The sequence below is a fragment of the Streptomyces sp. NPDC002640 genome (genome assembly GCF_053592575.1).
Genome location: NZ_JBSFVZ010000013.1, coordinates 164,046 through 187,655, shown reverse-complemented (window position 1 = coordinate 187,655; position 23,610 = coordinate 164,046). Strand labels below are relative to the sequence as shown.

General features: G+C 72.8%; 20 protein-coding genes and 1 pseudogene. 9 read left to right on the top strand and 12 right to left on the bottom strand.

The genetic code is table 11. The features are described from left to right. Nucleotides 1–15: 15 nt before the first annotated feature. Nucleotides 16–1,260 carry a PucR family transcriptional regulator gene (locus tag ACWD3O_RS19475; protein ID WP_451416705.1) on the bottom strand — a complete coding sequence of 415 codons (1,245 nt, stop codon included), beginning with the start codon at nt 1,258–1,260 and terminating at the stop codon, nt 16–18. Nucleotides 1,261–1,459: 199 nt separating this feature from the next. Here ACWD3O_RS19475 and ACWD3O_RS19470 point away from each other — a divergent pair, with 199 nt between their 5' ends. The 5 genes from ACWD3O_RS19470 to ACWD3O_RS19450 all read left to right on the top strand — a co-directional run bounded on the left by ACWD3O_RS19470 (nt 1,460) and on the right by ACWD3O_RS19450 (nt 6,413). Then, nucleotides 1,460–2,290: an ABC transporter ATP-binding protein gene (locus ACWD3O_RS19470; RefSeq protein ID WP_451416704.1), complete on the top strand. Its 831-nt coding sequence runs from the start codon at nt 1,460–1,462 to the stop codon at nt 2,288–2,290. A gap of 1 nt (nt 2,291) precedes the next feature. After that, the gene (locus tag ACWD3O_RS19465; RefSeq protein WP_451416703.1) at nt 2,292–2,996 is read left to right on the top strand and encodes an ABC transporter ATP-binding protein; all 705 of its coding nucleotides are present in this window, start codon (nt 2,292–2,294) and stop codon (nt 2,994–2,996) included. 29 nt (nt 2,997–3,025) lie between these two features. Continuing rightward, nucleotides 3,026–3,904, top strand: a complete 879-nt coding sequence (locus ACWD3O_RS19460) for a branched-chain amino acid ABC transporter permease (protein WP_451408772.1) — start codon at nt 3,026–3,028, stop codon at nt 3,902–3,904. Between the two features lie 5 nt (nt 3,905–3,909). After that, complete coding sequence (locus ACWD3O_RS19455; protein WP_451416702.1) at nt 3,910–5,007, top strand: branched-chain amino acid ABC transporter permease; 1,098 nt, start codon at nt 3,910–3,912, stop codon at nt 5,005–5,007. Nucleotides 5,008–5,069: 62 nt separating this feature from the next. Further along, entirely contained in the window at nt 5,070–6,413 is a 1,344-nt protein-coding gene (locus ACWD3O_RS19450) for an ABC transporter substrate-binding protein (RefSeq protein WP_451416701.1), read from the top strand. A gap of 94 nt (nt 6,414–6,507) precedes the next feature. Here the strand turns inward: ACWD3O_RS19450 and ACWD3O_RS19445 are convergent, their stop codons facing one another. The 4 genes from ACWD3O_RS19445 to proP all read right to left on the bottom strand — a co-directional run bounded on the left by ACWD3O_RS19445 (nt 6,508) and on the right by proP (nt 11,080). After that, on the bottom strand, nt 6,508–7,683 hold the full coding sequence (locus tag ACWD3O_RS19445; protein ID WP_451416700.1) for a GDSL-type esterase/lipase family protein: 1,176 nt from the start codon (nt 7,681–7,683) through the stop codon (nt 6,508–6,510). A gap of 86 nt (nt 7,684–7,769) precedes the next feature. Beyond that, on the bottom strand, nt 7,770–8,729 hold the full coding sequence (locus ACWD3O_RS19440) for a DUF1152 domain-containing protein (RefSeq protein ID WP_451408768.1): 960 nt from the start codon (nt 8,727–8,729) through the stop codon (nt 7,770–7,772). A 49-nt stretch (nt 8,730–8,778) separates the two neighbouring features. Beyond that, nucleotides 8,779–9,354 (bottom strand): TetR/AcrR family transcriptional regulator, encoded by a 576-nt coding sequence (locus ACWD3O_RS19435; RefSeq protein WP_451408767.1) that lies wholly within the window; start codon nt 9,352–9,354, stop codon nt 8,779–8,781. Between the two features lie 214 nt (nt 9,355–9,568). Further along, nucleotides 9,569–11,080 (bottom strand): glycine betaine/L-proline transporter ProP, encoded by a 1,512-nt coding sequence (proP, locus tag ACWD3O_RS19430; protein WP_451416699.1) that lies wholly within the window; start codon nt 11,078–11,080, stop codon nt 9,569–9,571. A 269-nt stretch (nt 11,081–11,349) separates the two neighbouring features. Between proP and ACWD3O_RS19425 the strand changes: the two are divergent. Both ACWD3O_RS19425 and ACWD3O_RS19420 read left to right on the top strand, forming a co-directional pair. Further along, nucleotides 11,350–12,395 (top strand): annotated as a pseudogene (locus ACWD3O_RS19425) (ATP-binding cassette domain-containing protein). Then, a complete protein-coding gene (locus ACWD3O_RS19420; RefSeq protein ID WP_451416698.1) occupies nt 12,392–13,273 on the top strand; it encodes an ABC transporter permease in 882 nt (293 codons plus the stop codon). The pseudogene ACWD3O_RS19425 and the gene ACWD3O_RS19420 overlap by 4 nt, the downstream one beginning before the upstream one ends. Before the next feature lie 180 nt (nt 13,274–13,453). Here ACWD3O_RS19420 and argG read toward each other — a convergent pair whose 3' ends face one another. From argG to ACWD3O_RS19390, 6 genes are all read right to left on the bottom strand, one after another. Beyond that, nucleotides 13,454–14,896 (bottom strand): argininosuccinate synthase, encoded by a 1,443-nt coding sequence (gene argG, locus ACWD3O_RS19415; protein WP_451416697.1) that lies wholly within the window; start codon nt 14,894–14,896, stop codon nt 13,454–13,456. Nucleotides 14,897–14,910: 14 nt separating this feature from the next. Continuing rightward, nucleotides 14,911–16,245, bottom strand: a complete 1,335-nt coding sequence (locus tag ACWD3O_RS19410; RefSeq protein WP_451416696.1) for an MFS transporter — start codon at nt 16,243–16,245, stop codon at nt 14,911–14,913. Nucleotides 16,246–16,458: 213 nt separating this feature from the next. Beyond that, the gene (locus tag ACWD3O_RS19405; RefSeq protein WP_451416695.1) at nt 16,459–17,940 is read right to left on the bottom strand and encodes an extracellular catalytic domain type 1 short-chain-length polyhydroxyalkanoate depolymerase; all 1,482 of its coding nucleotides are present in this window, start codon (nt 17,938–17,940) and stop codon (nt 16,459–16,461) included. Between the two features lie 259 nt (nt 17,941–18,199). Continuing rightward, the gene (locus ACWD3O_RS19400) at nt 18,200–19,237 is read right to left on the bottom strand and encodes a M14 family zinc carboxypeptidase (RefSeq protein WP_451416694.1); all 1,038 of its coding nucleotides are present in this window, start codon (nt 19,235–19,237) and stop codon (nt 18,200–18,202) included. A gap of 235 nt (nt 19,238–19,472) precedes the next feature. Continuing rightward, entirely contained in the window at nt 19,473–20,060 is a 588-nt protein-coding gene (locus tag ACWD3O_RS19395) for a DinB family protein (protein ID WP_451408759.1), read from the bottom strand. 251 nt (nt 20,061–20,311) lie between these two features. Further along, complete coding sequence (locus tag ACWD3O_RS19390) at nt 20,312–21,160, bottom strand: LLM class F420-dependent oxidoreductase (RefSeq protein WP_451416693.1); 849 nt, start codon at nt 21,158–21,160, stop codon at nt 20,312–20,314. Nucleotides 21,161–21,341: 181 nt separating this feature from the next. Here ACWD3O_RS19390 and ACWD3O_RS19385 point away from each other — a divergent pair, with 181 nt between their 5' ends. Then, nucleotides 21,342–21,554, top strand: a complete 213-nt coding sequence (locus ACWD3O_RS19385; protein ID WP_451416692.1) for a hypothetical protein — start codon at nt 21,342–21,344, stop codon at nt 21,552–21,554. Nucleotides 21,555–21,716: 162 nt separating this feature from the next. Further along, nucleotides 21,717–22,565: a hypothetical protein gene (locus ACWD3O_RS19380; RefSeq protein ID WP_451416691.1), complete on the top strand. Its 849-nt coding sequence runs from the start codon at nt 21,717–21,719 to the stop codon at nt 22,563–22,565. 92 nt (nt 22,566–22,657) lie between these two features. Here ACWD3O_RS19380 and ACWD3O_RS19375 read toward each other — a convergent pair whose 3' ends face one another. Beyond that, nucleotides 22,658–23,584: a YncE family protein gene (locus ACWD3O_RS19375; protein WP_451416690.1), complete on the bottom strand. Its 927-nt coding sequence runs from the start codon at nt 23,582–23,584 to the stop codon at nt 22,658–22,660. Nucleotides 23,585–23,610: the final 26 nt, after the last annotated feature.

The following is a 23,610-nucleotide window of genomic DNA, read 5'->3' as shown; positions in this document are numbered from 1 at the left end:
GAGGGGCCGGCCTCCTCACGCCTGCGGCGCGGCCATCTCGCCGAGGGTGAGGAGGAGGCGGTCGCGGGGGTCGCGGAGGCTGCGGCCGGTGAGCTCCTCGATCTGGCGCATGCGGTAGATGACCGTGTTGCGGTGGCAGAACAGCTGCTTGGCGGCGTGGGTGGGCGAGCCGTGGTGGGCGAGCAGCGCGCGCAGGGTCTCCAGCAGGACGGCCGCCTGCTGGGGCGGCTGGGCCAGCAGGGGGCTCACGGTCTCCTCGACCAGGACCGCGGTCGCCTCCGGGCTGGCCCGCAGCAGCACCTCCGGCAGGCGGTCGGTCACCGGGACCACGCCCGCCGTGCCGCGCGGCACCGTGTCCGCGGCCTGGGCGGCGAGCCGGTAGGCGGTGGCGAAGCCGGCCAGGCCGTCGGGGGAGGCGGCCACCCCGGCACGGCCCACGACCGCCGGTTCCAGCGCCCGCGCCAGGCCGTCCACACCGGTGCCGCCGACGGCCACCAGGGCGAACGTGATGTCGCCGCGGACGTGCCAGCAGGACGTCACCCCCAGCCGCTCCAGGCGGTCCTCGCCGCCGCGGACCGGACCGTCGGGCAGACCGTCGAAGGGGGCCACCACACAGGCCACCGGCTCACGGGCGCCGAGGTCCAGCACCTCGCGGGCCTCGGCGGCGAACACCGGGTCCGCGCCCCGCCCCTCCACCAGGCCGTCCAGCAGCCGCTGACGGCGCCGCAGGTCGCGGTTGTGCAGCCGGGCCTCCTCGCGGCGGTAGGACTCCACCAGCGTGGCGTTCTGCAGGTCCAGCGCCGCCCAGATCTGACGCCCGGCCAGGACCAGCACATGGTCGTCGACGTCCTCGTCCCGGCGGTCGTGGCGGCTCAGCAGCGCCTCCCACAGCACCCGCGACCCGAGGCTGTAGGCGTTCAGCACATGTTCCATGCGCACCCCCTGGCGCGCCCGCCGCCGGCCGGTCTCCCGCCACAGGTACACGGTGCTCTCACCGGTGCGGGCCAGCCCCGCCATCGTGCGGATGCCGCGGCCGACGTGTTCGCGCACGCTGGAGCGGATGTCGGCGCGCAACTCGGGGCCCGCGTCACCGTGCCAGTCCTTGGACAGCAGGGTCAGGGTGATGTCGTCGGCGATGGCGTCCGCGCGCGGCAGCAGCGAGGCCCAGGCCCGCTCGACGGCACGGCGCACGTCCTCGCCGGGCCCCTCGTCACCGGAGGACCCCGACGCGGCGGTCGTCAGGCCCATGCCATTGCCCATGGCCACGGAGGATGGCACGGAGCGCACAGCCGCGCCAGACCCCGGACGATCGCCCAGGGCACTGCGCACCAGCGACTTTGTGCACTCCGCCCATGTCGGATTCTGTGCACAGCGCCCACGGTAGGGGATCGCCGCAGCCGAACAGCGGGCAGCCGCCCTCGGGGCGGGGGCCCGGCCAGGGCAGACAAGGGAGCGCACGGTGAGCCCACCCACGACAGCATCCACGGACCGCAGCGACGACACCCCGGCCCTCTTCTCGATCACCGACGTGTCGGTCCGCTTCGGCGGCGTCCAGGCGCTGGCCGAGGTGTCGCTCGACGTGGCGCCCCGGCAGGTCCTCGGCGTCATCGGGCCCAACGGCGCCGGAAAGACCACGCTGTTCAACGTGGCCTGCGGCTTCGTCCGCCCCGACACCGGCCGGCTGGTCTGGAAGGGCGAGGAACTGACCGGACTGCGCCCGCACCGGCTGGCCTCCCTCGGCATCGGCCGGACCCTCCAGGGCCTCGGCCTCTTCGACCGGATGACCGTGCTGGAGAACGTGATGGTCGGCGCCGACCGGCACGCCACGGCCGGCTTCGGCTCCGCGCTCCTCGGCCTGGGCCGCGGCTCCCACGACGACGCCCGCCTCGCCGGACTCGCCCGCGAGGCACTGGCCGGACTCGGCGTGGAGGAGTACGCGGACCGGTACCCCGCCAGCCTCCCCTACCCGGTCCGCAAACGCGTCGCCCTGGCCCGCGCCCTGGTCGGCGAACCCGACCTGCTGCTGCTCGACGAGCCCGCGAGCGGCCTGGCCAACGACGAGATGGCCGAGCTCGGCGAACTCATCCGCGGCCTCACCGACCGGATGGCCGTGATGCTGGTGGAACACCACATGGACCTGGTGATGAGCGTGTGCGACGACATCACCGTGCTCGACTTCGGGCGGGTCATCGCCCGCGGCGGCCCCGACGAGGTGCGCCGCGACCCCGCCGTGGTCGCCGCCTACCTCGGCGAAGAGGTCGGCCAGGACCGGCCGGGGACGGGGGACTGACATGTTCGAGGTACGCGACCTGACCACCGCCTACGGGCCGGTCCGCGCCCTGGACGGGGTCTCCTTCACGGCCCGCCAGGGCAAGGTCACCGCCGTCCTCGGCGCCAACGGGGCCGGCAAGACCACCCTGCTGCGCACCGCCTCCGGGCTGGTGCGCGCGGAACGCGGGCAGGTGCTGCTCGACGGGCGCGACATCACCCGCACCCCCGCCGAGGACATGGCCGGACTCGGCCTCGCCCACGTCCCCGAGGGACGCGGCGTGATCACCGAGCTGACCGTGGAGGAGAACCTCCGCCTGGGCGGCCTGCACCGGCCCGCGAAGACCCGCGCGGCCGACATGGAGCGGATCTGCCGCCTCTTCCCGGTGCTCGGCGAACGCCACGACGCCACCGCCCACGTGCTGTCCGGCGGCGAACGGCAGATGCTGGTCATCGGCCGCGCCCTGATGGCCGCCCCCAAGGTCCTGCTGCTCGACGAACCGTCGCTCGGCCTCGCCCCGCGGATCGTCGCCCAGATCTTCGACCTGCTGCGGTCCCTGGTGGCGAGCGAGGGCCTGACCGTCGTGCTCGTCGAGCAGAACGCCCGCAGCGCCCTGTCCATCGCCGACATCGGCGTGGTGCTCAACCTCGGCAAGGTCGTCGTGCAGGACGAGGCCGCGGCACTGGCCGCCGACGAGAAGCTCCGCCACGCCTACCTCGGTTTCTGACCCACGCCCTTGGAACCACTGGAGTCCTCGTGCAGCAGCTCCTCACCACCGCGCTCGGCGGGCTGACCCTCGGAGCGGTCTACGCGGCGTTCGCGCTGGCACTGTGCCTGATCTGGCGCTCCACACGGATCGTCAACTTCGCCCAGGCCCCGATGGCGATGATCACCACCTACATCGCCCTGGTCGTCATCGACGCCGGCCACTCCTACTGGATCGGCTTCGCCGCCGCGCTGGTCAGCGGTCTGCTGCTCGGCGCGGTGGTGGAACGCGTCGTCGTCCGGCCCGTCGAGGGCAAGGCCGAGATCAACGCGGTGATCCTCACCCTGGGCCTGTTCATCCTGATCCACGCCCTCGCGGGCATCGTCTTCGGCTCCCGCTACCGGTCCTTCCCCGCGCCCTTCGGCGTCCGCGGCCTCACCGTCGGGGACACCTCCATCGCCCTCACCGGCTTCGGCGTCTTCACCGTCGTCGCCGTGATGGTCGTGATGGGCCTGCTGGTGCTGCTCTTCCGGTACACCGAGGTCGGACTGAAGATGCGGGCCGCCGCCTTCAACCAGGAGGTGGCCCGCGTCCTGGGCGTCAAGGTGGGGCGGATGCTCACCCTCGGCTGGGCGCTGGCCGCGCTGGTCGGCTCGTTGTCCGGACTGCTGATCGCCGGCGGGAGCCTGGTGCACCCCGGCTACATGGACTCGGTGGTGGTCTACGGCTTCGTCGCCGCCGTGCTGGGCGGCCTGGACAGCCCCGTCGGATCGGTGATCGGCGGCCTGCTGCTCGGCCTGTCGCTGAGCGCCGTCAGCGGCTACCTCGGGTCCGAACTGGTGCCGCTGGCGGCGCTGTTGATCCTGATGGCCGTGCTGCTGCTGCGGCCCGGCGGTCTCTTCTCGCACCACGCGGAACGGAGGGTCTGACGACCATGGCCACCACGGAGACCAACCCGTCCGCGGGGAAGGCGCCCGCACCCGCCGGGAAGCCCCGAGGGGGACTGCGGCGGCGCTGGGACAGCTCGGTCCTGCTCCGGCACCTGACCCTCGCCGTCCTCGGCCTGCTCGCCGTCACGGTCGTGATGGAGACGACCGGCTCCTTCGCCAACTCCCAGCTCGCCTCGATGGCCTACCTCGGCATCGCGGCCGGCGGCCTCACCGTCCTCACCGGCCTCAACGGACAACTCTCCCTCGGCCACGGCGCGTTCATGGCGGTCGGCGCCTACACCACGGCGCTGTTCCTGGACGGGGAGGGGACCGCGTTCCCGCTGCCGGTCGTGCTGGTGGCCGCCACCCTGGTGACCCTGGCGGTCGGCGCCGCGGTCGGTGTGGCCGCCGCCCGGCTGCACGGCCCGTACATCGCCGGCGCCACCCTGGCGCTGGCCGTCGCGGTGCCGGGCGTGGTGCTGCACTTCGAGAGCCTGGGCGGCGAACAAGGGCTGGGCGTGCGGATGCCCGAGATCCCGGCCTGGGTCCTGGACGCCGTCTACTTCGTCACCGGCAGCGAGCTCAACCCCACCAAGTACGTGGCGTACATCGGCTGGTGGACGCTGCTCGTCACCTACGTGCTGCTCGCCAACCTGACGCACAGCCGGGTCGGCCGCACCTGGCGGGCCGTCCGGGACGACGAGGTGGCCGCCGAGATCGCCGGCATCCACCTGGGCCGGGCCCGTGTGCTCGCCTTCGTGGTCTCCACCGCCTGCGCCGGACTGGCCGGCGCGGTGATGGCGATGGCGGTGCGGATCACCGCGCCCAGCGGCTTCTCGCTCACCCTCTCCCTGACCCTGCTCAGCGCCGTGGTGCTCGGCGGCCTGGGCAGCCTGACCGGCGCGCTGATCGGCTCGGCCCTGCTGACCTTCCTGCCGCACCTGGTCACCGATCTCGGCATGGACGCCGGCCTCACCGACGTCCGGGCGGCCGAACTCGCCCCGGCGGTCTACGGGCTGACGATGATCGTGGTGATCCTCGTCGCGCCCGCCGGCATCACCGGAACCGTCCGCAACCTCTGGCGGCGCCGGGGCGCCGCATGAGGCCCGCCACCGAACCCACGCGGCGGCACCCCGGGCCGCACCCCACCGAAGGAGGCACCACCGTGCAGCGAACGCGAAGGTTCCGCCGGGCGACCCGGCTGGCCGGCCTGCTCACCGCGGGCGCCCTGCTCGCCGCGTGCGGCGCCGGCGGCCGGCCCGGCGACGGCGACGGGAAGTCCACCGCCGAGGCCGGCATCACCGAGGACACCATCAAGATCGGCGCGCACTTCCCGCTGACCGGTGTCGCCGCCCCCGGCTACAGCGAGATCCCCAGCGGCCACAAGGCCTACTACGACTACGTCAACGCCAACGGCGGCATCAACGGCCGCAAGATCGAGTACGTGGTCAAGGACGACGCCTACAACCCGACCAACACCAGCACCGTCACCAACGAACTGGTGCTGAAGGAGGAGATCTTCGGCATGGTGGCCGGGCTCGGCACGCCCACCCACAGCGCCGTGGTCGACTTCCTGAACGCCGAGAAGGTGCCGGACCTGATGGTCTCCAGCGGCTCGCTGATGTGGGGCGACGACCCCGCGAAGCGGCCCTACTCCTTCGGCTGGCAGCCGGACTACATGATCGAGGGCAAGATCATCGGGCAGTGGGTCAAGGAGAACATGCCCGACGCCAAGGTGGGCCTGTTCCTCCAGGACGACGACTTCGGCCGCGACGGCGAGGCCGGCGCCCGCAAGTACATCGACGACCAGATCGTCGAGACCGTCAAGTACACGCCGGGCAACACCGACGTCGCCCCGCAGCTCGCCGCGCTCCAGGCGGCCGACGTCGACCTGGTCCTCGGCTTCAACGTCCCCTCGTACACGGCCCTCAGCCAGCTCACCGCCATGAAGATCAACTTCAAGGCGAAGTGGTTCTACAGCAACGTCGGCTCCGACCCCGCCCTGGTCGGCGCGCTGCTGGCCCGGTTCTCCGAGGGCAAGGTCAAGGGCAGCGCCGGCCTGCTCGACGGGGTGCTCACCACCGAGTACATCCCCGGCACGGACGCCACCGACAGCGAGTGGCTGAAGCTCTGGCAGAAGGTGTGGGACGCCCATGGCGCGGAGGGCGACCTGACCAACTACCGGATCTACGGCATGTCCCAGGCCTACACCTTCGTCCAGGCACTCCAGGCGGCGGGGGACGACCCCACCCGCGAGGGCGTGGTCGAGGCGCTGGAGAAGGTCGGCTCCACCCTGGAGGGTCCCGGCCTCGCGCCGTTCCGGTACTCGAAGGACAGCCACCTCGGCATCTCCGGCATGGAGGTGGTCCGCCTCAAGGACGGCAAGGGCGAGTCCCTGACGCCGGTCCTGGTCACCGACATCGGTGACGCGCCGATCAAGGAGGACGACTCCGCGGCCAAGGACGCGCCGCCCGCCAACGGCATCCCGGACGTCGAGCCGGCGTCCTGACGATGCCCCGACGGCGTTCTGACGGCGTCCTGACGGCGTTCTGACCGGGGGAGGGGGACGGCGGGCACCCCGCCGTCCCCCTCCTGCCGCCCGCTCACGCGCCGAACGGCGCCTCCGGTCCGAACGCCAGCCGGGCGAAGTTCTCGGCGATGCGGCGGTGGCCCTCCGGGGAGGGGTGGAGGTCGTCCGGGAGCGGCAGTTCGGCGTGGTCCCGCTCGCCGAACAGGTCGAGGCCGTCGAGGTGGAACAGGTGCGGGTCCTCCGCGGACCGCTCCTCGACGACGCGGGCCAGGGCCCGCCGGATCACCTTGAGCGTCAGACGCCCGGCGGCCACCTCGGCGGGGTCGCCGGTGGCCCGGTACCCCACCGCGCCGTCGGAGAAGTCGAAGGCGAGCGGCCCGGGGGTGTCCTCGTGCAGCGGGCAGAAGACGGGCGAGACCACGAGCAGCGGCGTGTCCGGGTGGCCGTCGCGCAGGGTGTCGAGGAAGCCGTGGACCGCGGGGACGAAGGCGCGCAGACGCATCGCGTCGGTGTTGACGACGTTGATGCCGAGCTTGACGCTGATCAGGTCGGCCGGGGTGTCCCGCATGGCGCGGGCGGTGAACGGATCGAGCAGGGCGCTCCCGCTGAACCCCAGGTTGATCAGCTCCACCCCGCCCGCGGCGGCGGCCAGGGCGGGCCAGGTCCCCGTCGGGTGGGCCGCGTCGGACCCGTGGCTGATCGAGCTGCCGTGGTGCAGCCAGACCCGGCGTCCGCGGTCCGGGGCGGGCTCGACCGGGGCGTCGGTGCGCAGCGCGATCAGCTCGGTGACCTCGTTGTGCGGGAGCCAGATCTCGACGTCCTTGTCCCGGTCGGGCAGGCCGGTGAAGCGCGCGACGCCGGGAGCGCCCTCACGCACGTCGACCGAGCCGTCCGCGAGGTCGACCGTGCGGACCCGGCCGCCCGGAACGCCGGTCCGGCCGGTCACGACACCGTCGACCACCAGGTCGTAGGAGCCGTCCGCGGGAGCCGCGGGGGCGCCGCGGTAGGCGCGCCTGGTGGGCAGGACCTCGAGCTCCACCCGGGTGGCCCGGGTGCGGAAGGCGAGCCGCACGCCGGACGGCTGCGCCTCGGCCTGCGCCAGCTGGTCGTCGGGTATCCGCCGCCGGGCCGGGGCCGGCAGGCGGTGCGGCAGCAGGCCGTGCGCGGTGCGCTCCACGTCGAGCGCGCCGCGCAGCAGCCCGGCCGTGACCGGGGTGGTGATCAGGAGGTCGTCGGAGGAGGAGTTCATCGGGGCCTGCTCTCGGGGGATGGGCGCGAAACGCCACCGTTCGCTACAACCATTATGCAGCAACCTAAAGTCTTTAGGTTAATGTCTCAGTGCGGGAAGGTGCGGCCCGGGCGGGTGACGACGGTGTCGCGGAACTCGGCGATGCGGGAATGGACCTGCCGCATCAGGTACGTGTCCTCGATGCGGTCCAGGTAGAGGCAGCGGGCCGCGAGGGCCGGGAGCTCGAAGGCGAAGCAGAGCGACATCAGCGGGTTCACGAACAACTCGCTGCCCCGGGTGCGCTCGGTGAACCGCACGTCGCCGAACTCGCCCCGCACCGCGGCCGCGACGGAACCGTTGACGATGCTGGGGTGGCCGGGGGTGTGGTGCTGGGCGTGGGCGACCGCGTCGAGGTACAGGGCGCCCTCGCGGGTGGACCGCGGGATCGAGAAGGCGCCCAGGTAGCCGCCGTCCCGCTCCAGCGCGGCGATGTTCTCCAGGACCTGGACGTGGTTGACGCCGTGGTACGCGTCCACGCCGAACCCCACGGAGACGACCAGGCGGACGGGCACGTCCTCCAGCGCGGCCAGGGCCGCCACCGAGGCCATGTCCTCCTCCGGGGTGCCGAGCCCGGCCTCGTCGCCGCGCATCAGGATGTCCGTGCCGCCGTCGACCAGGACGATCGCGTCGATCTCCAGCAGGTCGATCAGCGCGCGGTAGGCGGCGCGCAGCGGGCGCACCCCGGTGCGGGGGAAGGCGTACACGGTCGACGGATGGCCGTGCAGCTTCAGCCAGCGGGCGAGGGTGCGCTCGGGGAAGTAGTCGCCGGGCAGGACGGAGGCGGGCGTCACCGCGGCGAGATCCTCGGCCGCCCAGTCATCGACGGGCAGCGCGGTGAGCTCCGTGAAGGAGAGGTTGGCGAGGTGCACCTCCTTGCCCTGGTGGCGCAGGGACAGGGCCAGGGGCAGCCCGGCGTAGATGTCGAAACCGCCGCCCGCGCCGGCGACCAGGATCCGCTCCGCGTCGGCCAGCCGGGTGAACAGGGGATTCGTGTGCAGCGACGTCATGGCGCGCAGTGTGCCCAGGGCGGCGGCGGGCGCGCCACGGAGTTACCCGTCAGCCGCAGGCGCGGCCGCGTCGGCGGAGGAGGAGGTCGAGGGAGTCGACGACCCAGGCCCAGGACTCCTCCGGATCGACGGCGGTGTGCGCGTAGCCGCCGGCGAGCTCCAGCTCGACGTAGCCGTGGAAGACGCCGCCGAGCATCCGCACGGCATGGGTCCGGTCCGGCTCCGGCAGGTCGTAGCCCCGGAGGATGGCCCGCATCATCTGCGTGTGCCGAACGCCCGCGCTCGCCGCGGCGGTCCCGGGGTCGAGGCGGTAGCGGGCCGCGGCGTAACGGCCGGGGTGGGCGCGGGCGTAGTCGCGGTAGGCCTCCGCGAAGGCGGCGAGCGCGTCCTTGCCGGAGCGGCCCGCGAGCGCGTCGGCGGCGCGGTCGGCGAGTTCCTCCAGGGCGAGGAGGGCGATGCGGGTCCTGAGGTCGTGCGAGCTCCGGACGTGGGAGTAGAGGCTGGCGACCTGCACGCCGAAGCGGCGGGCGAGCTCGGAGACGGTGACCCGGTCGAAACCGACCTCGTCGGCGAGGTCGGCGCCGGCGAGGGTGAGGCGCTCCGGGGTCAGTCCGGCTCGGGCCATCCGGGGGGTCCTCCTGTGCGGGTCGCGCGGCGCTGGCGACACCCATTATGACGCCGCCTAAACCGCTTAGGAGCAGGCCCCGGGACGCCTCCGGACCGGCCGGCGGCGCGGGGGCGCCGAGACCTCCGCGCCGCCGCGCCGCAGCCCCGCGCCGCCACGCCGTCGCCGCCACGCCGTCGCCTCCACGCCGTCGCCCCGCGCCTCCGCCGACGGGTCAGAAGCGGGGAGCCGCTGCCCGGCTCTCGACCAGGCGGGCGGCCTCCTGCGGGGTGGAGACGGACGGAGGGGACCCGTCGAGGGGCCGACGGGCGGTCTCCTTCATGAAGACGACGGACACGACGCCGACCAGCGCCGCCGCCATGGAGTAGTACGCGGGCATCATGTCGTTCCCCGTCGCCGAGATCAGCGCCGTGATGACCAGCGGCGTCGTCCCGCCGAAGAGCGAGGCGGACAGGTTGTAGCCCACGGCCAGCGACCCGTAGCGCACCGGCGTCGGGAACAGCGCGGGCAGTGCCGCCGACATCGTGCCCAGCAGGCACACCAGCGACAGCCCCAGCATCAGCATCCCCGACGCGACCGCGACCAGGCTGCCCTGCTTGACCAGCAGGAACGCCGGGGCGGAGAGCACCAGGAAGCCCACCATGCCGGTCATCAGCAGCGGCTTGCGGCCGTAGTGGTCGTTGAGGCGGCCCACCTGGTTGATGATCAGCATCAGCACCACCATCGTCCCGATCAGGAACAGCAGGCCGTGCGTCTCGGAGTAGCCCATCTCGTCCGAGAGGTAGGTCGGCATGTACGACAGCAGCATGTAGTCGGTGATGTTGTACGCGCCGACCAGGCAGATGCACAGGATCAGGGTGGGCCACTGCTGCCGGAAGATGTCCTTGAGGCCCGCCGTGGCGCTGGGCTCCACGTGGGCGGCCCCCGCCCCGGCCGGGCGGTGCGAGGACTCCTCCTCCAGCCGCTTGAACGCCGGCGTCTCGTCCAGCTTCAGCCGCAGGTAGAGGCCGACGAAGCCGATCGGGCCGGCCACCAGGAACGGCACCCGCCAGCCCCAGTCCTCCATGCCCTGCTCGCCCAGCCACACGGTCAGCACGGTGACCAGGCCCGCGGCGGCCACGTAACCGGCCAGGGTGCCCAGCTCCAGGAAGCTCCCCCAGAAGCCACGGCGGCGGTCCGGCGCGTACTCGGCGATGAACGTCGACGCCCCGCCGTACTCGCCGCCCGTCGAGAAGCCCTGCACCAGCCGGAACAGCAGCAGCAGGACCGGCGCCCAGAAGCCGATCGTGGCGTACGACGGGATCAGGCCGATGCAGAAGGTGCCCACCGCCATCATGATCATGGTGAGGGCGAGGACCTTCTTCCGGCCGATCCGGTCGCCCATCGGCCCGAAGACCATGCCGCCCAGCGGACGCACCAGGAACGACGCGGCGAACGTGGCGAAGGACGCCAGCAGCTGCACCGTCTCGTTCCCGGGCGGGAAGAAGACCTGGCCGATGGTGACGGCCAGATAGCTGTAGATGCCGAAGTCGAACCACTCCATCGCGTTGCCCAGCGAGGCCGCCTTGACCGCGCGGCGCACCATCGCCTCGTCCGTCACGGTGATGTCCGTGCGCCGCAACGGCGGGTTCCGGCGCCGGCTCGCGGCCCGGAACAGGCGGCGGTGACGGCGTACCGCCTCGGGGTCGGCGGCGGCCTCGGGCGACGGCGATTCGGGCAACGCCATGGAGGGTCCTTTCTCCCGGCCTGCGGATCTCCAGGGGTTCCCTCTGCTCACTGACGGGATCGGCATTCGCCGGAGGGACGCACATCACTCTGCGCCTTCCGCCGTCCGACACGCCGCCCGACCCGCCGGTCGGCCGCCGGCCCACGGATCACCGGAAGAGCGGGTACGCGGCGGGGAGGGGCACGGCCGTGCCGACCGATGAGTCCGCGCCGCGCACGGGGTCTCCACCGGTGTGTCCGAACAGAACCGGAGAAGGAAGGGACCGTCCGATGAGCCGACCGACGTCCGCCCCGGCCGTGGAGACGGCCGCGCTGGTGAAGACCTTCGGCGAGACCCGGGCCGTGGACGGGGTGGACCTGACGGTCCCCGCCGGCACGGTCTACGGGGTGCTGGGCCCGAACGGCGCCGGCAAGACCACCGTGGTGAAGGTGCTCGCCACCCTGCTGCGCCCCGACGGCGGCGAGGCACGCGTCTTCGGCCACGACGTCGTCGAGGACGCCGACCGGGTCCGCAGCCGGGTCAGCCTCACCGGCCAGTACGCCTCCGTCGACGAGGACCTCACCGGCACCGAGAACCTGCTCCTGCTCGGCCGGCTCCTCGGCCACGGCCGGAAGGCCGCGCGGGAACGCGCCGCCCAGCTCCTCGACGCCTTCGGGCTCTCCGAGGCGGCCGGCAAGCAGGTCAAGCAGTACTCCGGCGGCATGCGCCGCCGCATCGACATCGCCGCGTCCATCCTCAACACCCCCGAGCTGCTCTTCCTCGACGAGCCCACCACCGGCCTCGACCCGCGCAGCCGCAACCAGGTCTGGGACATCGTGCGCGCGGTGGTCGCCCAGGGCACCACGGTGCTGCTCACCACCCAGTACCTGGACGAGGCCGACCAGCTCGCCTCCCGGATCGCCGTCATCGACCGCGGCAAGGTGATCGCCGAAGGCACCAAGGGCGAACTGAAGGCCTCCGTCGGCGCCGGGTCGGTCCTGCTGCGCCTGCGCGACCCCGAGGAACGGCCCCGGGCCGCCGAGGTGCTGCGCCGGGCCCTGGACGCCGACGTGCAGTTCGAGCACGACCCCGTGGTGCTCACCGCCCGGATCGGCGCCTCCAGCACCGCCACCGCGGCCGAGCAGGCCGCCGGCGCGCTGGCCGAGCTGGCCCGCCTCGGCGTCACCGTCGACAACTTCGCACTCGGCCAGCCCAGCCTGGACGAGTCTTCCTCGCCCTCACCGGACACGGCGCCGGCGCCCTGGACCCGAACGCGCACGCCCCCCACGCCACCACCGGACCCACCGGTACGACCGGCACGGAGAAGACGGCATGACCACCGACACCCGCACCGGCACCCCCGCACCCGGCACCCCCGCGACCGGGACGCCCGGCGAACCCGCCCCGTTCGACGCCGAGACCGTCGCCTCGGTCCTCGTCGCCACCGAGCGGCCGCCCCGGCCCAGCGCCCTCAAGGCATCCCTGGCCTTCGGCTGGCGCGCCGTCCTGAAGATCAAGCACGTGCCGGACCAGCTCTTCGACGTGACGGCGTTCCCGATCATGAACCTGCTGATGTTCACGTACCTCTTCGGAGGCGCGCTGGCCGGGTCGCCCGACGACTACATCCAGTTCGTCCTGCCCGGCATCCTGGTGATGTCGGTCGTCATGATCACCATGTACACCGGCGTCTCGGTCAACACCGACATCGACAAGGGCGTCTTCGACCGGTTCCGCACGCTCTCCCTGTGGCGGCCGTCGATCATGGTCGGCTACCTCCTCGGCGACGCCCTGCGGTACACCATCGCCTCCGCGGTGATGCTCTGCCTCGGCCTGATCCTCGGCTACCGGCCGCAGGGAGGGGTGCAGGGGGTGCTGGCCGGGGTGCTGCTGCTCCTGGTCTTCTCCTTCGCCTTCTCCTGGATCTGGACCATGTTCGGGCTGATGCTGCGCACCGAGAAGTCGGTGATGGGCGTCGCCATGATGGTGATCTTCCCGCTGACCTTCCTCTCCAACGTCTTCGTCGACCCCCGCACCATGCCCGGCTGGCTCCAGGCCTTCGTCAACAACAACCCCATCACCCACCTGGCCTCCGCGGTGCGCGGGCTGATGGCCGGCCGGTGGCCGGGCGTGGAGATCGCCTGGACGCTCGGCTGGGCGGTGCTGCTCCTGCTGGTCTTCGGGCCGGTGACGATGCGGCTGTACAACCGCAAGTGAGCCGCCCGCGCCCGCCTCGGCGCCCGGTCCCGCGCCCGGCCCGACCCTTGGACCAGCGGTCCGGCCCGGGACCAGCGGTCCGGCCCTTGGATCAGGGGGAGATGCCGCCGCCCCCGTGTACGAAGGCCCGGCCCCGGCGGGTGCCGGGACCGGGCCTTCGGTGGTGCGGGACGGGACGCGTCAGTCCGTGCCGGCCTCCATGGCCGCGCGGTCCAGGAGCGCGTCCTCCTCGGTCACCTCGCCGCGGGAGGCGATCGCCTCCGCGCCGCCCTCCGGCATGGTGCCGATCAGGCCGGTGACCTGGGCGGCGCCGAGCGCCGGGCCGGATCCGGTGCCGAGCAGGCCGAGGCCGGCGTACTGCTCCAGCTTCGAGCGGGAGTCGGCGATGTCCAGGTTGCGCATGGTGAGCTGGCCGATGCGGTCCACCGGGCCGAACGCCGAGTCCTCGGTGCGCTCCATGGACAGCTTGTCCGGGTGGTAGCTGAACGCGGGGCCCGTGGTGTCGAGGATCGAGTAGTCCTCGCCGCGGCGCAGCCGCAGGGTGACCTCGCCGGTTACCGCGGCGCCGACCCAGCGCTGCAGCGACTCGCGGATCATCAGCGCCTGCGGGTCCAGCCAGCGGCCCTCGTACATCAGCCGGCCGAGGCGGCGACCCTCGCTGTGGTACTGCGCGAGGGTGTCCTCGTTGTGGATCGCGTTGACCAGGCGCTCGTAGGCGGCGTGCAGCAGGGCCATGCCCGGCGCCTCGTAGATGCCGCGGCTCTTGGCCTCGATGATCCGGTTCTCGATCTGGTCGGACATGCCCAGGCCGTGGCGGCCGCCGATGGCGTTGGCCTCCATCACCAGGTCGACGGCGGTGGGGAAGTCCTTGCCGTTGATCGTCACCGGGCGGCCCTGCTCGAAGCCGATGGTGACGTCCTCGGCGGCGATCTCGATCGACGGGTCCCAGAACTTGACGCCCATGATCGGCTCGACCGTCTCGACGCCGTTGTCCAGGTGCTCGAGGGTCTTCGCCTCGTGCGTGGCGCCCCAGATGTTGGCGTCGGTGGAGTACGCCTTCTCCGTGCTGTCCCGGTAGGGCAGGCCGTGGGCGACCAGCCACTCCGACATCTCCTTGCGGCCGCCCAGCTCGGCCACGAAGTCCGCGTCCAGCCACGGCTTGTAGATCCGCAGGTTCGGGTTGGCGAGCAGGCCGTAGCGGTAGAACCGCTCGATGTCGTTGCCCTTGTAGGTCGAGCCGTCGCCCCAGATCTGGACGTCGTCCTCGAGCATGGCCCGCACCAGCAGGGTGCCGGTGACCGCGCGGCCCAGCGGCGTGGTGTTGAAGTAGGCGCGACCGCCGGAGCGGATGTGGAACGCGCCGCAGGTGAGCGCGGCCAGGCCCTCCTCGACCAGCGCGGCGCGGCAGTCGACCAGACGCGCGACCTCGGCGCCGTAGGCGGTGGCGCGGCCGGGGACCGAGGCGATGTCGGGCTCGTCGTACTGACCGATGTCGGCGGTGTAGGTGCACGGGACGGCGCCCTTGTCGCGCATCCACGCGACCGCGACGGAGGTGTCGAGGCCGCCCGAGAAGGCGATGCCGACGCGTTCGCCGACGGGGAGGGAGGTGAGGACCTTGGACATAGGAAGATTATGCATCATCCCGTATGGTCATGCAAAGAGGGCTTCGGCGACGCCGACTGCGCCGGCGTCGTCCCGCGCTCCTCCTCCGGCGCGATCCCCAGGCGCCGCAGGTGCCGCTCGCCCGCGCGGGCCGCCGGGTGGATGGCCACGGCCGCCGTCAGGATGACCGCGGCGATCACCGCCCAGCCCACCGCGCCCCAGGACATGGCCAGGTAGGTGTACGCGGCGGGCGCCCAGACCGAGCCCAGGTTGTAGCCGAGCCCCACCACACCCTCGTACTCGCCGCGCCGCTCCGGATCGGCCAGCTCCGCGACCAGACCCCACTGCCCGGCCGACTGGTACAGCTCGGCCCCGGTCACCGTGACGTGGCCGACCCACATCAGCGCGATCGTCACCCAGCCCGCCGTGTCGTGGGTGACGGCGATGATGCCGCAGGAGACCAGGAAGCAGAGTGCGCCCCGGCGCTGGGCGCGCAGTGAGTCGGTCACCGTGGCGACCCCCCGGGCGGCGGCCACCTGCAGGGCCACCGCCATCACGGTGTTGGTGCCGTACAGCCAGGCCAGCACCACCTTCGGCGCGTCGGTCTCGGAGACCAGCCAGAGCGGGATCACCGTCATCAGCAGCACCTGGTGGGTGCCGAGCACGCCGTTCAGGAAGGTCATCAGCACGAAGGGCCGGTTGCGGAGCGCGGTGCGCGGATCGCGGCGGCGCCCCGCCCCGGCGGCCTCCGCCACGGCCACGGCGGGCGTCACCGGCTCGGGGCGGGGAGGCTCCGGGAGCTTGGTCACCCAGTACGCGTTGGCCAGCAGCACCGCCGACGTGAACAGCGGGATCGCGTGGATCAGGGTGAGGCTGTCCAGCGCGAGGGCCAGGCCGCCCGCCAGCGCGCCCAGGGAGTAGCCGGCGTTGCGGGCGGCCCGCAGGTAGGCCCGCGCCTGCACCCGCTTCTCCCGCGGGAAGACCTGCACCTGGTAGGCGCTGCGCCCGGTGCGGACCCAGGTGTTCGCCAGGCTGAGGGGGATCAGGACGGCGAGTGCCGTGACGAAGGAGTCGGCGAGGAACCAGGAGGCGAAGAAGACGGCCTCCAGCGCGGACCCGATGATCCAGCTGCGCCGCGTTCCCACCCGGTCGGCGAGGCGGCCCAGCGGGACGGAGAACACGAAGGCCGCCGCGAGCGACAGGGTCAGCATCAGGCCGACCTGGGCCGGGCTCAGGCCGACGACCTGGGTGAAGTACACCGCCTCACCGGTGATGAAGGCGCCCTCGGCGAAGGCCGAGAGGACCGACTGGTACGACATCGCCCGTATGAGGCGGTCGTCGGACAGCAGGCGGGACAGCGGGGATGGCATTGCGGCGGCTCCTGGATTTCGACCAGGCGCAGTCTTCGGCGTGTACTTCTTGACGTCAAGAAATTTTCGGACCGCCGGGGGTCCCGCGCACCGGGGGCCGAGAGGGGCCGGGAGGGGCCGAAGGGCCGCCACCCGGAGTGGGTGACGGCCCCTCAGGCGCCCCTCAGGCGCTTCTCAGACGCTCTTCAGGCGCCCCGAAGGCGGCGGCCCGGGTCAGGACGGGCAGCCCGCGTCGGAGATCACGAAGTAGCCGGCCGAGGTCTCCTCGAGGGTGTGGCTGTAGAAGGTGTTGTAGAGGCCCATGTTCTGGCCGGAGCCGAGGGCGTAGGCGTAGCCGCCGCTCTGGCGGGCACGCCCGGCCTGCACGTGCGCGTAGTTGGAGGCGGTGTAACAGCGCGGCTCGAAGCCCCCGCCCCCGCCGGTGGTGGTGGCGCCGACGGTGGCGGACCGGGCCCCGGCCGTGCCGGAGGAGTCCACGGCGGCCACCGAGTAGGTGTAGGCCGTGCCCGGGGTCAGGCCGGTGTCGGTGTACGAGGCGCCGGTGGCGGTGCCGACCCGGGAGCCGCCGCGGTAGACCTCGTACGACGCCGCCCCGCTCACCGCGTTCCACCGCAGGGCGACGCTGCTGTCGGTGACGGCGCCGACGGCGAGACCGGCGGGAGCGGGCAGCGCGCCGGGGTTGCCCGGTTCGCCGCCGCTGCCGTCCAGGCCCCAGAACAGGGCGGTGTAGTAGCTCGAGCAGATGGTGTCCAGGTAGTAGGCGCCCGCGGTGCCGCACTGCTGGGTGCCGGAGCCGGGGTCGACGGCGGTGCCGTGACCCATGCCGGAGACGGTGAAGGTGGTGACCGCGGGCACGCCTCGGGCGTCGCTGTAGACGGCCTGCGTGGTGTTGCCGGGGAGCGAGGCGGTCGCGGTGGGCGTCCGGCTCAGGCCCCACACGTCGGTCCACTGGTCGCGCGACTGGGTGGCGTTGGCGGGCACCACGGTGGTGTCCGAGGTGCCGTGCCAGACGGCGACCCTCGGCCACGGGCCGGTCCAGCCGCCGGACGCCTGGCGGACCGCGTCGCCCCACTGGCGCGGGGTCTTCGAGGTCGCGTTGTACATGCAGGTGAAGGCGTTGGTCATGCTGGTCGCGCAGCCCACCGGGATGCCCGAGGCGATGGAGCCTCCGGCGAAGACGTCCGGATAGGCGGCGAGCAGCGCGGAGGTCATCGCCCCGCCGGCCGACAGCCCGGTGACGAACACCCGGTCCCGGTCGCTGCCGTAGCGGCCGATCGCGTGGTCCACCATCTGCTTGACGGAGAGCGCCTCGCCCTGTCCCCGGCCGTAGTCGGAGGGCTGGAACCAGTTGAAGCAGGAGTTGGCGTTGTTGGCGCTGGAGGTGTGCGGGTACACCACGGCGAAGCGGTACAGGTCCGCGTACTTCGCCCACCCGGAGTGGGAGTGGTAGTCCGGCGCGCTCTGGGTGCAGCCGTGCAGGGCGACGACCAGCGGGGCGCCCGCGGGCAGCCCGTCGGGGACGTAGGCGTACATCTGCAGGTTGCCCGGGTTGGTGCCGAAGCCGGTGACCTGGGTCAGGGAGGCGGCGGAGGCGGGCGCGGGAGCGGCGAACAGGGCCAGCAGCAGGGCGAGTACGGCCGACAGGCCGAACCCGCGGATCCGGAGTCCGGTACGGGAGTGGTCGGGAACCGGCATGGGTCCTCCCGGGAACGTGGGGCGGGCGGGGAGCGCGCCGTCCGTTCCGGTCGTCCATCCGAAGCGGGAGCGCGCGTTCCGACCGTACGAAGCGCTCTCCCCACTGCCAGTGGAGTGGCACCACACAGCGCAATCTCCGCGCATGTGGGACGCGTTGGCCGGTGCCGTCCTCGGGTGTCCGGACCCGGCACGCGGGCGGGCCCCGGCCGCCGTCGGTCAGGACGGTGGCCGGGGCCCGCTGGTGCCGCGCCGGATCAGGTCAGCAACTGCCGCACTGCTGCGGCAGGGTGTCCCAGAACGAGGTGTCCGCCGCATTGATCGATCCGTCGGCCACGGCCTTGATCGTCGCCTCCATGGTGACGACCGACTGGTGGATCAGATAGCCGTTGGACTTCTGGCCGAGCACGTACGGCGCGTACTCGTGGTCGCTCATGCCGCGCATCTCGAACAGCAGCGTGGCGATGCCGTACTCGGCGGCCATCCCGTTGCGGCCGATGGTGTTGGCCGAACCGCCGTCGTACCGGCCGATGTGCCCCCACCCGGTCCGGTCGACGTTCTTGTAGACGACCGACCCCAGCTTCTTCGACCGCTCGACCAGCTCGGGCGAGACGTCGGGGGTCGTCGGGTACAGGATCGAGCCGGAGACCAGATCCCCGTCCACCCGGGACTGGGTGCCCTGGTGGTGCAGGTCGATCGCGTAGTCGATGTCGTACACGCCCAGCACGTTGTCGTGCAGCGCCCGCGTCTCCGGCTGCGCCTTGGCGACGTGGTCGCGGTTGAGGTCCACCTCGTTGGCGTTGTAGCGGGTCAGATGACGCTCGCCGGACGCCAGGTAGCCGTCCAGCGGGAAGTCGACGTCGCCCATCGCGCCGTCGGCGTTGAACATCGGGATGAACAGGACGTTGACGTCCTCCAGCAGCCCGGCCTTGGAGGGGGACCCCAGCGACTTGATGGTGTGCAGCATCGCCTCGGTGGTGAGCTGCTCGTTGCCGTGCTGCTGCGCCAGGTACAGGATCGTCGGGTTCGCCGGGTCGCTCACGTACTTCACGAGGTGGATGTCGCGGCCCTTGACCGTGCGGCCGACGACCTCGACCTCCATCGCGTCCTGCTTGGCGTCCTGGGTCCTCAGGAAGCCCACCACGTCCTCGTAGGTCGAGAGGATCGAGGTGTTGATCGTCTCGTTGCCCTGGTAGTCGGGTCCCTCCCCGACCGCGGCGGCGTTCCCGGTGAACAGGGCGCCGGAGAGCAGCAGCGCTCCGGCGAGGGCCGTGCAGGTGGTCCTGGTGATGGCGCGCATGGGTCCCCTTGTCTCGTCGTGTCCGCCCACGGTCGTCCACCAGGGCGGTCCTGCTCCGGACGGGCGGCGCCTCGGGCGCCGCCGGTCCGGCGGGTCCCTCGGCCACCACGGGCAACTTACGTGCACGGGCCACGCAGGTGGCACTCGCCGGGGACGCTTCGTCACCGAATCGAGATCATGGGCGGGGCGGTGCCGGTGGGCGGCGCGGGTGGGCGGCGAGGGCGGGCGGCGCGGGTCAGGCGGACGCCTCCCGGGCGATCCGCTCGAGCCGATCCCGGTGGGCCCGCCACCGGGCGGGATCGGAGGGCGGCATCGCGTCGTTGTCCGGGCGCATGCCCACCGCGCCGTCGATCAGTTCGCGCAGGATGTCGGCGTGCCCCGCGTGCCGCTGGGCGTCCCCGATCACCCGGACCACGGCGTGGTGGAGCGTGATCTCGTTGCGCTCCTTCGGCCACCACGGCACCGTCCCCACCGTGTCCAGCGGCAGGGCGTCGATCGTCGCGTCGGCGTGCGCCCAGGCCCGCCGGTAGAGGTCGACCACGAAGGCGCGGGACTCCTCGGCGGTGGCCCACATGTCGGCGTTGGGGTCGTCGCCCTCCAGCCACGGCAGCGGAATGCCCGAAGGGCGGCCGAACGTCTCGCCCAGGTAGCCCAGTTCGACCCCGGCCAGGTGCTTCACCATGCCCAGCAGATTGGTCCCGGTCGGGGTGAGCGGGCGGCGGACGTCGTACTCGGAGAGCCCCTCCAGCTTCCAGAGCAGCGCGTCGCGGGCGCCCTGGAGGTAGAAGCGGAGGTCGGACCTGGGATCGGCGGTGTGCGTCATGGGACCAGTCTGACGGAGGCCGTCCACGGCCACCCCGGCGCCTGCCGCCGGGACGGCCGTGAACGTCCGCTTGCGTCAAGGGAGTTCGGCGTCTCCCGGCCTCAGGCGCCGGGGTGCGGCGCGGCTCCCGGGCGCCGGGCCGGGCGGGGTGGCCACGTCGCTCTGCCGGCCTGCGGGCGAGCCGGGGCGCCGGTCCCAGGCCGACCCGACGAGGCCGTCGTCACGACGCAGCCGCCCGCCCCGGACAGCCCTCAGGGCCGCAGCTCCAGCAGCTCCGCCAGGCGGCGCCAGCCCTCACGCGGGTGCCGGTCCGGGGAGCCGTCGAGGACCTGGACCGCCACGTGGTCCGCGCCGGCGTCGTGGAACTCGTCGAGCCGGGCGCGGACCGTGGCGTCGTCGCCCCAGACGACCACCGAGTCGATCAGCCGGTCGCTGCCGCCGCCCGCGAAGTCCGCCTCCTCGAAGCCCATCCGGAGCCAGTTGTCGGTGTAGTTCGGCAGCCGGGTGTACATCTCCACGGTCCCCCGGGCGACGCGGCGGGCCTCGGCCGGGTCGGAGATCAGCACCACCTTCACCTCCGGCGCCAGCAGCGGGCCCTCGCCGAGCGTCTCCCGGGCCCGCGCCACGAACTGTGCGTCCACCAGGTACGGGTGGGCGCCCGCCGAACGCTCGGCCGCCAGCCGCAGCATCCTCGGCCCCAGCGCGGCCAGCGCCCGGCACTTCCGCGGCACCGGCGCCGAGGCCGCGTCCAGCGCGTCCAGGTACGCCACCATCGCCGAGTACGGCTTCCGGTAGTCCTTCGCCAGCGGCGCGTGGCTCACGCCCAGCCCCAGCAGGAACCGCCCGGGGTGCCGGTCCTCCACCGCGGCGGTCTGCTCGGCGACCATCGCCGCGTCGTGCTGCCAGATGCTGAGGATGCCGGTCGCGACCGCGATGCGCGAGGACGCCGCCAGCAGTTCACCGGCCGCCGGCACCGAGCCCATACCGAACCAGACGGTGCCGAAGCCCAGCCTGTCCAGCTCGTTGACGGCCTCCACCGCCCCGTCCCCGCCCTCGTGGAGCTTGGAGCTCCAGATGCCGAATCGTCCGACGTCCACCATGAGGCACATCCCTTCCGGTCGGCTGCAAACCATCGTCGCCATGGTCCAGCACGCGGGGCGGCACGCCGCATTCCCCTTCACCCGAACGGCGGCGATTCCCCGGTCGCCGCCGCCGAAAGTCGGTTGAACCCCCGGGCGCGGCACCGGCACCATCACCGCATCACGACGTGTAGCTCAGTCAGTGGAGCGCCAGGCTCGGGACCTGGAGGACGCGGGGGCGGAACCCGCCCCCGCGCGGGTCACGGAGCGCCTCCGGCCCGCCGTGCGGGGCCTGGTGGCCGCCGCGGCCGGGGGAGAGGCCGAGGCGGACGGAGGGCGGCGGTTCCTCGGCTGGAGCGTGGGGCGCCACTGGCTGCTGGACGACGCCACCGGAGCCCGACCGCCGCTCCGCTGAGCCGGGGCCTCCGCCCGCCCCGCAGCCGCGCGACGGGGCGTGTTCCGGCCCCCCGGAGCACGCCGCACCGGCTGGCGTTCCGCACCGTACAGGCGCACGCTGGAAAGAGGGGGACGAGGCCGGCACGGACATCAACGCTCCACGGTCGACAAGGTAATTGCCATGGCTGAAAACATGATGAACACGCAACAGAACGACCTCGGTTCGCTCATGGAGCGGGCCTCGAGGCGCAACTCCACCGTCCCCTTCGAGGGGTACGGACGGGAGGACGGCAACATCCCGGGAAACATGCTGGTGGTGGTGTCCGACGAACGCGTCTACTCGTTCGCCAAGTCGGACATCATGGAGAAGGAGCAGCTCGGCGAGGACCGGGTCAGGGTGTGGGTGCGGGCCGGGGTCACGGCCTTCCGGCTGAGCCGGATGCGCGCCGGTGACCCGGAGGACGCCTTCACCGTCGCCATGGAGAACGTCGCGCCGCCGGCGTCTCCCCGCACCGCCGGGGACCCCGCCCCCGCGCGAGGGCCGGTGCCCGTCGAGCAGATGGAACACATCGCCCCTCCGCCGTCCGACGAGCAGGCAGGCGCGCCCCGCGCCGTCGGCGGGGACAGGGCCGCCGTCCGGACCCTCCCGGCGCTCTCCACCGTGGGGAGTCACTGGACGGAGTCGTGCCTGGGCGGCGACTCGTACGCCAACAACTGCGCCCACTTCCTCTCCGACGCCTTCATCCGGGCCGGTTACTCGGAGCTCGCCGTGGCCAACCCGCACATCAACGCGCGGTGCGGCACTGCCGCCCGACGGCCGATCCGGGCGCGGGACATGTGGCACTGGTTCCAGTCCCGCGCGGTCCGCACCAGCCACACCCCGACGCACCACACGGGCTGGTGGGCCGTCTTCCAGCTCGACGAAGCCGTCTACTGGGGCGGCCACGTCCTGCTGCTCGACACCGACACCTGGGAGTACTGCGGGACCGGATACCACGGCACCTGGGCCCAGTACCTCTACCAGTGGTGACAGCGGTGGACAGCGAGTGGTGACAGCCGGCGGTGATCCTCACGGCGGCACGCGCCGCGTCCTCCCGGACGCGGCGCGTGCCGCCGCGCCCGCTACACGGTGAGCGACGGGAGGTCGAGCACGGAGAGCGTGCCGTCGCCGCGGTTGGCGACGAAGACGCGGTGGCTGTGCGGTTCGAAGGCCACGCCCTGCGGATCGGCCCCCACCGGGACGCTGACGGTCACCCCGCCGGAGGCGGCGTCGATCACCTTCAGCGTGCCGTCGCTGTGGCTGACGTAGGCGTTGCCCCGCGGGTCGACGGCGACACCCACCGGGTGCGCGTCGACCGGGACGTCGGTCACCTGCCCGGTCGCGATGTCGATCACCGACACCGCCCGGGACCCGGAGCCGGCGACGTGGACGCGCCGCCGTTCGGGGTCGACGGCGAGGCCCGAGGGCCGCCGGCGCACGGGGACGACCGCGACCGTGCCGTGCGTCGCCGGGTCGATCACCGACACGGTGTCGAGGTCGGGCTGGGTGACGTACAGGTGGTGCCGGACAGGGTCGACCGCCACGCCGAGAGGCCGCGGGACGGCGAAGAAGTCGCGTACGACGACGGGCGGGTCGCTGCTGGTGCGCACCATGGCGATGCTGTCGCCGCCGCGGTCCGTCACGTAGGCGCGGCTCAGGACGTGGTCGACGGCCACCCTCCCCGTGTCGGGCGACGGCCCGGAGGGCGCTCCCACGGCCACGGTGCCGACGACGGTGCCGAGCCGGTCGACCACCGACACGGTGCCGTCGCCGGTGTTGGCGACGAACGCGCCGAACTGGGGGTCGGTCGCCACACCGTCCGGGAAGAGGCCGACTCCGACGGTGACGGCCGTGCGTCCCGTGGAGGCGTCGACCACCGACAGAGTGTTGCTGCCGCTGTTGGTCACGTGGACCCGGCCGTGGACGTCGACCGCCACGCCGCTGGGCCCGTGCCCGACGGGGACGGTGGTCACGACGTGCAGTTCCTGGGGGTTGAAGACTTCACTCATGGCGTTCCCCTCCGCGGGTCGTCGGT